Here is an 11,127-nt window from a genome sequence, read left to right as displayed (position 1 = left end):
CCGGGACGTCAGATCTCCGCCGATTTCGGGACCAATTCGGTCATCCAGAACAACATTTTCGACACGGCGGACGGCGTCATCAAATACAACTGGAATGATGGCGAAACGATATTGAGCGAGGCTGGCTCCGCGTGGCCGAGGGAAGACAGCGGTTCGGTGACGGCGGCCGACGCGCTCAGCATCACCGACAGTTCTCGCGGCTCGAAGACCTGGAACTACAATCCCGCCAAGCCGTCCGTGATCGTGATCGTCAGCGGACAGGGCGCCGGTCAGTGGCGAAATATTGTCGCATCGGCGAACAACGCCTTCAGGATGGACAAGCCTCTCGATACGCTACCAGCGGTCGGTGACCATTTCGTCATCGCGCAGCCGTCGTACCTCAATGTCATCATTCGCAACAACATCATGAGCGGCAACCCCTTTGGCGTCGCCATGTACGACGGCACGTTCCTCAACGTGTCGGTGACCGGCAATAAATTGACCGACAATGGCGGCATATATCTCAGTCCATCGCAAAAGACAAAAAACTCATGGAAGACGTTTAGCGCTTATCGAAATATCGAGATCAACAACAATATCATAACGAACAAATCCGGATACTATCCGGCCTACATCAACATATTTTTCAGGCTTGTCGATCAAAAGACTCTCTTCGGCCGCAGCGTCGATACGGTCGAGGTGCGCAACAATCAGGTGACGGCGCGCCCCGGCACGAATCTGTCGCTTTTTCCCTTCGCGGAGGGCTACGCCGCCTGGCTCGCCTATCAATACGCCGGCGCGCCCTTTGTCGAGACGAACGAGACGCCGCTCCTCGGCTCGGTGTTCCAGGGCAACAGCTGCGCGAACTGCCCGGTCAACTACAAACTGACCGGAGGCGCTTACGCCACGGTGATCTGGAACGCGACGTCGCCGAACACCAGCGGCTTCCAGTCGACCTTCATGACCGACACGCCGATCTGGAGCTCGACAAAGGTGATTTCAACCTCGACAAACGTCGGAAAGGATTGAGGTCGTTCGCCGCGCCGACGCGTCGTAAGCCGCCCTGGATCTTCCGATGCGAACTCTTGGTTTCTCTCTTCGGAAAAATGAGGAGGCGGCCAGTCCGCCTCCTTCTTGCGCGGCGTTCCTTCATGCAAGAGATCCTGATGCGACGCTTCAAGAGAACACGCTATTGCCGATTTGTCGGTTATGACGCAATGTCGGCCGCATCCATTGGGGCTCATGGCCCCATATCGAGAGGAGGCGCGTGATGGGTCGGAGCGTTCGGCGGGAACGGCAGTTGCTGACTGTCGATGAAGCCAAGCTTGTCGAGGACAGTCATCATCCCGCGCTTGGTCTTTTATCCGACAAGGATCTTGCGGAACTGCGCAAGCTCGTGCGCGAAAGGCGCGACCGTGCGCGCCAGATCGCCGCGCGCCAGCGCCGGGAAATGCGCGGCAAGGCCGATCCCAGGGGGGCGCAGGCCGCCGCGGACGACACGGGATCACGGGAAAAACGAGACGTGCTCGCCGCGGCCATGCAGCGTCTCAACCGGGAAACCACCCGCCGCGAAGCCAAGGCGGCGCGCGAGGCGATGAAGGACAGCGTCGCGCGCGCGCTGGAGATGCGCCGCATCCGCGCGCAGGCGCCGGGCCGCCCCGCGTCGCAGACGGCGAATCTCGGAATTCGCGCCAAGGAGAAAACGCCGGGTCGGGCGCGCGACGGCGCGAAGCTGGGCGCCATCAGCCAGCACAACAAGAACATGCAGGCGAAGCGCGACAATCGCTGATCTGATGTGTCCAGGCGGCGGTCCGCGCGTGTTCGCCGGCGGTCTCGCCGCCGCGATGACGCGCCTCTACAGGCATTTCTCGCCGGCCCGCCGCAGACAACTCGCGCCGGTGGCGGCCTTGATGGCGCTCAGCGCGCTCACCGAGGTGATGACGATCGGAGCGATTCTGCCGTTTCTGACGCTGATCGCCAATCCCGATGCGGCGCTCCCGCATCGTCTCGCCCCGATCCTGCTTGATGTTTTCGGGTGGCACGATCGGCAGGCGATGCTGTTTCCCGCGACCCTTCTTTTTGCGTTTGCGGCGATTTTCGCCGGAGGGGTGAGGCTGGCGCTGATCCGGATGAACCACAGAGTCATGTCGCGGCTTGGACATGATCTCAGCGTCGAAGTGTATCGCCGGACCCTGCATCAACCCTACAGCTATCATGTCGCGCACAACACGAGCGAAATCATCGCAGGCGTCGGGAAGGTGCAAAGCGTGATCTTCGGCGTTCTGTCTCCCGTGCTGCAGATTGTCTCCGCAGCGGTGATCGGGCTTTTCATCTTCGCCGCTCTTGTCGCGATCGACGCGCGAACGGCCTTCGCCGCGACATTCTGTTTTGCCGCCATGTACCTTGCGGTCGCCTATGCGGCGCGCCGCCGGCTGCGCGCCTACGGCAAGGCGGCCGCCGCGGCGGCGTCACAGCGCGTCCAGACCATCCAGGAGGGTCTTGGCGGAATTAGGGATGTGCTGATCGACCGGGCGCAGCAGGTCTATACTGGAAAGTTCGCGGCCGCCGATCGGGCGCTCCAGGAAGCGCAGGCCGGAAGCCTCTTTATCGGGTCGTCGCCGCGCTTTGTGATCGAGGCGTTCGGAATGGCGCTGGTCGCCGGCATGACGATGATCCTCAGCGGGCGTCCGGGCGGCGTCGCCGCCGCGCTTCCTGTGCTGGGGGCGCTCGCCATCAGCGCGCAGCGGCTCCTGCCGTTGTTTCAGTCGATGTACTACAGCTGGGCGCAGATCGCCGGCAATCGCCAGATGCTGTTTGACGTTCTCGATATTCTCGATCGGCCCATCCCGAGGGCCAGCCTTGCTCCGGCCGACAGAGCCAGACTGCCGTTCGAGCGCGACGTCGCCTTTCAATCGGTGTGCTTTGAATATTCCGCGGCGGGGCCGCCGGTGTTGCGCGATATCTCGCTGTCGATCGAAAAAGGCGCACGGGTCGGCTTCACCGGCAAGACGGGCAGCGGAAAAAGCACGCTGATGGATCTGTTCATGGGACTGCTTCAACCAACGCGAGGCGCTTTGCGGGTCGATGGACTTAGTCTCGACGCCGAAATGATCCCGCATTGGCAGGCGCGGATCGCCCATGTGCCTCCGTTTATCTATCTTGCGGACGCGACGATTGCGGAAAATATCGCTTTCGGCGTCCCGCTCGGGGAAATCGACATGGATCGCGTGCGTCAGGCCGCGAGCCAGGCGGACATCGACGGTTTCATCGGCGAGCTGGCTGGGGGCTATGACACATCTGTAGGCGAGCGCGGCGTGAGGCTGTCGGGCGGTCAGCGACAGCGCATCGGCATCGCGCGCGCGCTCTACAAGCTGGCGGACGTCCTTGTCTTCGACGAGGCGACGAGCGCCCTCGATCAAGAAACCGAGGCGGCCGTGATCGATGCGATCGAATCCCTCGGCCGCGACCTGACCATCCTCATCGTCGCGCACCGCCCTTCAGCCATCGCCGCCTGCGACAGGGTGATCAGGCTGGATCAGGGGAGGATTGTTTCTGAAACAAGGCGCGCGGAGACCTTCCCTGACAGGCTCGCCCGCCGCTGGCGGCGCTGAGATCGGCGGCCGCATCGGGCGCGACACTTGGGCGGCGAATCCGGAAACGCGCCAAAGACCGCGTTCATGAGCGTCGAGCCGGGAAATGCTCATGAGCGATAGGAGGTCCCGAAGCGCGGCTCTTGAACGCTTCGGACTTCGAGATGGCCGACCTGACTCATCCTTTGCTGTTCGAGGGGCTGTCTGTAGACGGACTGAAATGCGCGGTTCGACGCCTCAGCGAGACTCACGGGCGCGCTTGCGATATCGGCGCGCGTCGTCGCAGCGCGAGATTCGTGGGAACGACACGAGAGAGTCATCGTCGCGTACATGCCAATGCAGCGTCTAAGACAAGGTGAGGAGAGTGGAAAAAATGAACCAGATAAAATCTCCAGAGGGCGCTGAAATCAGCAATGAAATGACGGAAGCCGGCGCCGCTGCGTTGCGCTTTCATCTCATTTATCAGGCGAAGCCAGATTTCACGAGGAGTGTCTCGGGCAAATCGCGCGGGAGGTGTTCGTCGCCATGTGCGCCGCTCTGGAGGAATGTTGGGGCGCGCCGTAACGAACGACAAGCGCAGGCGACATCGCCTCCGCGTCCTGGCTCGCCTCGGATAGAGAAAAGGCGCCCGTCGTCGGGCGCCTTTTATTCGGGAGACGTGATTGCGGCGCCGTCGTTACGGAATGCGGCGCCGGAAATTTCCTGCATGTGAAAAAGCCCGGATTTAAGTCGAGCCCTTTCTATAAGTGTTTCCATCGTTAGTGATGATCGGAACCATTCCAGAGGCCGGGCAAAATGTCGGTGTGTTCGACCTGGACCGAATTCAGGGAGTTTGGATCGATCTCAAGCGCCCGCAGGATCGTCGGCGCGACCTGAGAGGTCGCGACCGGCGTTTTCACTACGGCCTCGCGCAGGCGCGGATTGGAGACGATCAGAGCGACATTGGCGTCGCCAAAGCTAAATCCGCCGTGCTCGGCGTTTTTCTTCTTTGATGTTGTGTAGATCGTTCCGTATTGCGGCTGCACGATAATGTCCGGCGTGCGGCTGTCGTGCGCCGGATCGTTGAACTTTAACTTGAGTTCGTCTCCAGCGAGCACTTCGTCGATAAATAGCGCCTTGGCGTTCGTGTTGAGATAAGCGGCCACCTCGTTCGTCTTGCTTTGATCCGCGAGCCAGATCAGCGCGATATCGTCATCCTGGACGAACCCGCAGGCTCCGGCGCTGCAGTTGCCGGCGTCCGCTATGGCCTTGGCCGCGGTGCTGCTTCCGGCGTCCGGAAGAGCCGCCACGAGATCCGCGAAATGTCCCGGCTTGTTGACCTTCTCGGGATTGATCGGTGATTGACCGTGCTTGGCGGAGACGATGAACAGTGTGGACTCATAGAGATGCTGATCCTTGAGCGCCTTGATCATGCTCGCCAGCGCCTCATCCGTTTCCTCCAAACCGTAGGCGAGAACCTCGGTCGGCGTCCCGAGACCGTCTTTGTAGCCGCCCGGCTGACCGACGTGCTTCGCTGACGGGCAACCGCCTTTGTCGGCGGAAAGCTTCTGCGCGACGCTGACGGCCTGGAAATTCATGCCGAACACAGCCGGCGTGCGGGCGCCCGGCTTGCCATCATGCGTGAGGCCCTTGATCTCGTTGAGGATCGCGTTCACCTTCAATTGATCGTTAGCGATCGTGCAATCGACGCTGGTCGTGGCGTCAAACCCGCCGACGTTGGTGATCTCGGGGGTGTAGAGATCGTCGACGCCCTTGCCGGACGGACCGTTGACAAGGTCATACGCCGGATGCTTGTCCGCCCAGGCAGTAGCACCGCCATTTTTCTTGACCACTTCGAAGATTGTGTTCGTCCTGATCGCATCGTGGGGATAAACGGCGACGCATTCGCCAGATCTGTTCCGTCCACGAGGGAGCTTAGAGGGGTCGATGCTATTGAGAGAAATGACGCCATTGTAGGCGTCGATGCTCTCATCGAAAACGATCGTGTTGCCAGGCGTTCCCGAACAGGTCGTATTCGTCGGATCAAACAGCTTGCGATCATAGCTGACGTCGTAGAAGATCCCGTGGGAGACTGGCGATCCGCCCGTCACCAGCGCGAGCAAACCGGGGAAGGAATCTGAATTAGCAGGCGTGCGGGCGTTGGTGTAGGTGACGCCGTGTCCGGACAATTCGGCCAGAGCCGATCTAGGACGGCTCTCAACATAGTGGGTGACATCCAAAGCGTGGAGTCCGTCGACGCTGATCAGCAGCACATGGCGGACGTCGTCGGCCTGGGCGCTCACGCCTATCGAAGCCGCGGTCACGAGGCCGATCAGCATTTTCCTCAGCATCATTAATTTCTCCCGCAAACGCCATTTTATCTGCAAGCCATATGTCAGTCATTTATTGCAAAGCCATGACGGAGCCGCCGTTCTCGGGCTTGTCCCAGTTTAAATCACCGGCGAGTCCCGATCGCGGCGTCTGCGGCATCGTTGGCTTCAAAGGGCCGCTGCAATGTTCGTTTTTTCCAGTGATCGATCTTTCGGCGAGACGACACGGGCATGCGAGACGCGCGCTCACGCGGAAGGACCTGCCGGAAAAAGAACCTGCCGAAAAAGAACCTCTTTTAGCGGTTACGGGGAATTGCGGTCGGCGCTCTGCGTCGCGATCGTCGCGCAAAAATCCCCGGAGCTTTCATGACGAAAAAGCATTTGGCCACGATCGCGATCTTGTCGCTTTTGTTCCTCCGTCCGACCTTCGCCAACGGGCAGGAGCGACTCGGGGACGGCGCGATGGGCGCCTTGGCCGGAGCCCTTGTCGGAGGGCCGATCGGGCTGGTTGCCGGCGGCGTCGTCGGCTACACGGCGGGACCGTCGATCGCGTCGAGCTGGGGCCTCAAGAAACACAGGCATAGCAGCCACGCGCATCACAAACGCCATCCCAGCCGGGGCTAGAGAGGCTTCTTTCCTTGGGCGGATGCGTGGCCGCGACGCCTTGCGCGAGACAAGCCGTGTGAGCCGGCTTTCGCTGGCGCGCCCAAGGGGAATCGAACCCCTGTTTTCGCCGTGAAAGGGCCGCTCAAGCCGCTTTTTCCCCGCAAATCGTAAGGGAAGCGGCGCTGGGGCGGCCAAACATTCCCGCCAGCGATGTGATTTTAAGCCTCATTCGCTGGCAGCGTGTCATGACGGAATGGAAAAAGCGATATGCCGCCCCCGCTATGGCGAACGAGGGCGGGGTGCACAACTCTCCTGAGATGCGCGATCATCGGCTTACCCAGGTCGATTTTTTGTAAATGGGTTTTTACACAACACTGATCTCCTGGGGTATTTTGGTATCCTCAATAACCGGAGGGGCTACCATGCTGAGCACAAAAGACCCGCGTTCGTCTACCGCCGTGCCGCGGACGCGCAAAACCTCCCCCTCCAAAAAGGATGAATTGCCTTGGTCGGAACGCCCGCTCGTTCCGCTTCAACTGGCCAGTCAGGTAAGCGGCATTTCCTCAACTTCGATCTACCGCATGGCGAGCCAGGGCCGCTTAGTTCTGCGCCGCGTTGCCGGGCGTGTGCTGGTAGAGACCCCGGGCCTCGTCAAGCTGATTGGGAGCGCCGAGCCCTGGGCACCGTCGGACCGCGGCAAGGCGGCGCGCGCCAAGCGCTCCGAACTCGCGCGGGCGAGTTGGCGCACGAGCGGCGGTGCGGCGTGACCAGCCGCACGCGGGCGGCTGATCTGTTTGCAAGCAACAATCCGGCGCCCGGACCAATCCAACGCGTCAGCACTGTTCGAGGCTGCTTTCGGCCGGCGCGTTCGCGACCTGCGGACATTTGCGCTGCTCGTTGCCTGTTGCGATACGCCGGAGTGCCTCGGCGCCCGAGCTCGCGTCGAGGCTGTCGCAGGCCGCTTCACGCTGCCATTTGCCGACGCCGGCGTGGCTGAAGCCGTCGATATCTTCGAAGGCTTGTTGATGGCGCCGCGGAGAACGACAGGCCGATGCGGCGGCCACAGCGAAACAACGCCATGCGAGCGCTCGACGTCCTGCTGTCCTGCCTTGCGATCGAAGAGGCTGAGGAAGAGCTCGGGCCGTCGCGCTTGGCGCTGACCGGCCCTGAGCAACAACCGCGCCACAGCCCGGCGCCAACGAATGCGGAGTATTTTCTGTGAAAACGATCAAGCCTCAACTTAATTCACAGAGCAACGTCGCCGCTTGGCTCGCTGCGGATGCGCTCAGCACGCGTAGCGCGGCGGCTGGCGCAAGCAGCCTACCGAAGGCACGAGCGAAAAGAGGGGAGAGCTTCCGCGAGGCTCGAGCTAGGCGGGGCCAAATCATGAGCGCACCGTCACCTCGCGCTGAACCGTGGCGCAAGCTTATCCTGCAGGAAGCTATGCGGCGCATCGAACAGGCGCCGGACCGATATGACGAATTGATGATCGAACCGCGGCTAACGAAATGGGCCGTCGATAATCTCATCGCGATCGAGCTTTCTCTGACCGGAAAGCCGCAGGCTGATCTGCACCTCCTGTCTTCCATGAAATTCGCGCTGCTCGGAGGCGTGGCGCTCCTCCGCGACCGAGCTGCCGAAGGCCGACGCGGCCGGCCCCGGGCGGCATTCTCTGAGCGCTCTGTTCCTGGACCGATCGCAGCACTGGCAAAGTCGTCGATCTTATGAAGTGGGCCGGAGGATTTGGGCAACGGTTCAAAATTGTCGACGCGCTTAAAACTCGCGCTCCTGATGTTTTCAGGGGATCATGCGCAGAAGGGAAGCACGCCATTGAATGCCCCTTTGACGCAGAGCATTCGCCGACGGAGAAGCCTGACACAGCAACAATGGCGATTAACGCCGGAGAAGCCGAGAGCAAAGGTTTTCTGGTACATTGCCTTCATTCGCATTGCGTCGGCCGGGATAGAACAGCCTTCGTAGAACAGATGCTTGAGACTGGTTGGCTGTGGAGCGACGATCTCACCAACCCCTCGTTTTTGTTGCCTGCGCCCGAGATTGACGAGGTTGAGCGGGCTGTTCAAAGGCTAAACAAAGACCATGCGTTGATTACGTTAGGCAGCAACGTCAGGGTGCTGAGCGAGACAAGCGGGCGCGACGGAGTTCCGAGAATTGCTTTCCTGAAAGTTGCGGACTTCCGGACGAAATTCGCGAACGATATGGTGCCCGTCGGCGGCAAGCAGACAGGCGTCGCGAGCCTTTGGCTAGCGCACCGTCAGCGCAGGGGTTACGAGGAACTCGTCTTCGCTCCGGGCGAAAACGTGGCCGGAGCATATAACTTGTTTCGTGGGTGGAGTGTCGCGGCGGACGCGAACGCTAGCTGCGACTTGCTGCTAGCGCATCTTAAAAACAACGTCTGCGGAGGCAACGAAGCACATTTCGATTGGGTAGTCGCCTTCTTCGCGGACATAATCCAAAACCCCGGAAAGAAGCCAGGCGTGGCGCTGGTCCTCAGAGGAGAAGAGGGCGGCGGCAAAACCGCTGTCGGAAAATATTTCGGCAAGATCATGCCTGCGCGCTACACCTCCGTTTCTCAGCCGAGACACCTCCTCGGAAACTTCAACGCGCATTTGGAGCGTACACTGCTGCTCCAGGCCGACGAAGCGTCCTGGGCGGGCGACAAAACAGGCGACGGCGTTCTCAAGGATTTGATCACAAACGACACAATGCGGATCGAACGAAAGGGCCTTGAGGCAGTCGTGGGCAAGAATAGCGTGCGTGTACTCATGACCTCTAACAAAGACTGGGTTGTCCCGGCCGGTCCGGCCGCGCGACGATATGGCGTCTTCGACGTGCGGGCAGTCAAACATTCGACGGCGGAACGAGAGGCTTTCGAACATGAAATGAACACGTCGGGGCCGGCGGCGTTTCTGCATTATTTACAGTGCTTCGATCTTACCCGTGTTGATTTGGCGGCGATCCCCAAAACGGACGCGCTCTTCGAACAAAAGCTCGAGACGCTTCCGCCGCTCGATAGCTGGCTGCTCGACTGCTTGCGCGAAGGGCAGCTTGCGGGGGAAGAGGGGCCAGCAGAAATTCAGAAGACGGACGTTTATCGTTCGTACGAAGCCTTCGCGAAACGCAAGAATACGCGTGCTTTAGATGTTTCCATGTTCTGGCGAAGTTTGCGGAAGATGCTGAAAATTGAGACAAGGGAGTCTGAATACAAGCCTCGTGATACGGGTGGCGCGCAGCGCCGGATATTTTTACCGCCGGCGCTTACGATCTGTCGTGAGCATTTTAGCGATCATCTTAAATCCCCGATAAATTGGGATGAAAATTAGTGAGTCATACCGGCTCACCCGGCTCAACCCTTATCGAAAAAAACGTAATTAAATCAAAGACAGAGCCGAATGAGACTAGTGAGACAGGTGAAATGGTAAGTCAGATAACGAAGCCCTTGTATGTGTGTTTAAAAGTTAAAAGTTAGCGCAAAGAGGTAAAACCACATGGTCCCTTTGGCCAGCCCATCCGTATAGTAATTTTGGAAAAAAAACCCGGATTACCCGTAGCACCCGTCTCACGTATAAAAAACCCTCCCCCAAACGCAGGATCGCGGCGGCCGATCAGATTTAAGTTCGCCCCATCTTTTAGATAAAACAGCATCGGCAGGCGCGCATGACTTTTCCTCGCAAGGCCAAACGTCTTTACACCTTTCATCGCTCGCCGGCATGGCGCAAACGTTGCTCCGATCTCATGAAGCGGATCAACGCCGAGCGCCTGGCCGCCGGCCCGGCCGGCCGGTGCGGCGCCCGCCGCAAGCGCGATGGCGAGCCGTGCCAGCAGCTCGTGCTTTTTTCGAACGGGCGCTGTAAATTTCATGGAGGCAAGACGCCCAAAGGAAAGAACTGGCACAAACTCCAGCTCCCTCCCTCGGACGCCGGCGCCGACGCCGACGCCTTGGCGCGCAAAGAACGGATGATCTTCCAACGCCAGAAAAAGCGGGCGGCCGCTCGCGCCGCGAAACTGGCGGCTATGACGCCGGAACAGCGGGCGGCCTATGACAACCAGTTCGCCAAGCGTGTGACGACGCCAGGACCAGTCGCGCACCGCGCAGGCATCCGCAAAGCGGCGGCGCGACGCCAAAGCCTTCCGTGAGCTCGTCGAGGCCTCCGAGGCAGCCTGGGAAGCGGAGAACCGCGCCACAAGGCCGCCCGAAATTTCGAAAGCCAACCCGCGGCCTCCGCTGGCGATCTAAGCGCTATTTCGTTTTCACCCGAAACCCTGAGGGAGCTATTTCCATGACCAAGAAACAATCCAGCACAACGCCTCTTGAAGCGCTTGCCGATCTGCGCAAGCTGATCCGGCGTGAAGGGGCGGAAGAGGCGTTCGCCGCCCTGCGCGCCGTTTGCAACGACTCGAAGGCTCCGGCTCCAGCGCGCGCGACGGCGGCGACCTCGATCTTCCGCGCCGCCGGGCTGTTTGATAAGGCGGAAGCGGAGATCGACGACAAGCCGCTTTCCGAAATGTCCGCCGAGGAGCTACAGCGATTTATTCGCCGCGGGGAGAGCGTGTTCGCCGCTAGCGAGGCAAAAGCCAAGCGGCGCATACCAAACGACAACGCGCCCGACGTTTTCGAGTAATTG

At 60.4% G+C, this 11,127-nt stretch carries 12 protein-coding genes; 10 read left to right on the top strand and 2 right to left on the bottom strand.

The genetic code is table 11. The features are described 5' to 3' along the window. The 3 genes from BM177_RS20205 to BM177_RS16975 all read left to right on the top strand — a co-directional run. A partial coding sequence (locus BM177_RS20205; protein WP_175492674.1) for a hypothetical protein occupies positions 1-1,008 on the top strand: 1,008 nt, incomplete at its 5' end. 241 nt (positions 1,009-1,249) lie between these two features. Beyond that, a complete protein-coding gene (locus tag BM177_RS16980) occupies positions 1,250-1,768 on the top strand; it encodes a hypothetical protein (protein WP_091686006.1) in 519 nt (172 codons plus the stop codon). Positions 1,769-1,796: 28 nt separating this feature from the next. After that, on the top strand, positions 1,797-3,590 hold the full coding sequence (locus BM177_RS16975) for an ABC transporter ATP-binding protein (RefSeq protein WP_175492673.1): 1,794 nt from the start codon (positions 1,797-1,799) through the stop codon (positions 3,588-3,590). Positions 3,591-4,327: 737 nt separating this feature from the next. Here BM177_RS16975 and BM177_RS16965 read toward each other — a convergent pair. Then, positions 4,328-5,902 carry an alkaline phosphatase family protein gene (locus BM177_RS16965; RefSeq protein ID WP_091686012.1) on the bottom strand — a complete coding sequence of 525 codons (1,575 nt, stop codon included), beginning with the start codon at positions 5,900-5,902 and terminating at the stop codon, positions 4,328-4,330. 342 nt (positions 5,903-6,244) lie between these two features. On the opposite strand from BM177_RS16965, the gene BM177_RS16955 reads away from it, so the two are divergent. Further along, positions 6,245-6,502 carry a hypothetical protein gene (locus tag BM177_RS16955; protein WP_244532402.1) on the top strand — a complete coding sequence of 86 codons (258 nt, stop codon included), beginning with the start codon at positions 6,245-6,247 and terminating at the stop codon, positions 6,500-6,502. Positions 6,503-6,840: 338 nt separating this feature from the next. Next, complete coding sequence (locus BM177_RS16950) at positions 6,841-7,251, top strand: hypothetical protein (protein WP_139223696.1); 411 nt, start codon at positions 6,841-6,843, stop codon at positions 7,249-7,251. Positions 7,252-7,317: 66 nt separating this feature from the next. On the opposite strand, the gene BM177_RS16945 is transcribed toward BM177_RS16950, so the two are convergent. Continuing rightward, on the bottom strand, positions 7,318-7,548 hold the full coding sequence (locus tag BM177_RS16945) for a hypothetical protein (protein WP_091685993.1): 231 nt from the start codon (positions 7,546-7,548) through the stop codon (positions 7,318-7,320). 14 nt (positions 7,549-7,562) lie between these two features. Between BM177_RS16945 and BM177_RS20200 the strand changes: the two genes are divergently transcribed. The 5 genes from BM177_RS20200 to BM177_RS16925 all read left to right on the top strand — a co-directional run bounded on the left by BM177_RS20200 (position 7,563) and on the right by BM177_RS16925 (position 11,124). Next, a complete protein-coding gene (locus tag BM177_RS20200; RefSeq protein WP_175492672.1) occupies positions 7,563-7,706 on the top strand; it encodes a hypothetical protein in 144 nt (47 codons plus the stop codon). Between the two features lie 221 nt (positions 7,707-7,927). Further along, complete coding sequence (locus tag BM177_RS16940; RefSeq protein WP_091685990.1) at positions 7,928-8,212, top strand: hypothetical protein; 285 nt, start codon at positions 7,928-7,930, stop codon at positions 8,210-8,212. Positions 8,213-8,370: 158 nt separating this feature from the next. Further along, the gene (locus BM177_RS16935; protein ID WP_091685987.1) at positions 8,371-9,825 is read left to right on the top strand and encodes a primase-helicase family protein; all 1,455 of its coding nucleotides are present in this window, start codon (positions 8,371-8,373) and stop codon (positions 9,823-9,825) included. Between the two features lie 334 nt (positions 9,826-10,159). Then, positions 10,160-10,639, top strand: coding sequence for an HGGxSTG domain-containing protein (locus BM177_RS21195; protein ID WP_091685985.1), 480 nt, complete (start codon positions 10,160-10,162; stop codon positions 10,637-10,639). Positions 10,640-10,782: 143 nt separating this feature from the next. Beyond that, positions 10,783-11,124 (top strand): hypothetical protein, encoded by a 342-nt coding sequence (locus tag BM177_RS16925; RefSeq protein ID WP_091685982.1) that lies wholly within the window; start codon positions 10,783-10,785, stop codon positions 11,122-11,124. The last annotated feature ends 3 nt before the right edge of the window (positions 11,125-11,127 follow it).

Origin of the sequence: Methylocapsa palsarum, assembly GCF_900114285.1 — a bacterium.
Lineage (GTDB): Bacteria > Pseudomonadota > Alphaproteobacteria > Rhizobiales > Beijerinckiaceae > Methylocapsa > Methylocapsa palsarum.
The sequence above is the reverse complement of the archived record's forward strand: the minus strand, read 5'-3'. Positions and strand labels throughout refer to the sequence as shown.

Coding starts and splice junctions, on each gene's coding strand:
- BM177_RS16980 (WP_091686006.1), top strand. CDS start 1,250: ATGGGTCGGAGCGTTCGGCGGGAACGGCAGTTGCTGACTGTCGATGAA.
- BM177_RS16965 (WP_091686012.1), bottom strand. CDS start 5,902: ATGATGCTGAGGAAAATGCTGATCGGCCTCGTGACCGCGGCTTCGATA.
- BM177_RS16955 (WP_244532402.1), top strand. CDS start 6,245: ATGACGAAAAAGCATTTGGCCACGATCGCGATCTTGTCGCTTTTGTTC.
- BM177_RS16950 (WP_139223696.1), top strand. CDS start 6,841: ATGGGTTTTTACACAACACTGATCTCCTGGGGTATTTTGGTATCCTCA.
- BM177_RS20200 (WP_175492672.1), top strand. CDS start 7,563: ATGCGAGCGCTCGACGTCCTGCTGTCCTGCCTTGCGATCGAAGAGGCT.
- BM177_RS16940 (WP_091685990.1), top strand. CDS start 7,928: ATGCGGCGCATCGAACAGGCGCCGGACCGATATGACGAATTGATGATC.
- BM177_RS16935 (WP_091685987.1), top strand. CDS start 8,371: ATGGCGATTAACGCCGGAGAAGCCGAGAGCAAAGGTTTTCTGGTACAT.
- BM177_RS21195 (WP_091685985.1), top strand. CDS start 10,160: ATGACTTTTCCTCGCAAGGCCAAACGTCTTTACACCTTTCATCGCTCG.
- BM177_RS16925 (WP_091685982.1), top strand. CDS start 10,783: ATGACCAAGAAACAATCCAGCACAACGCCTCTTGAAGCGCTTGCCGAT.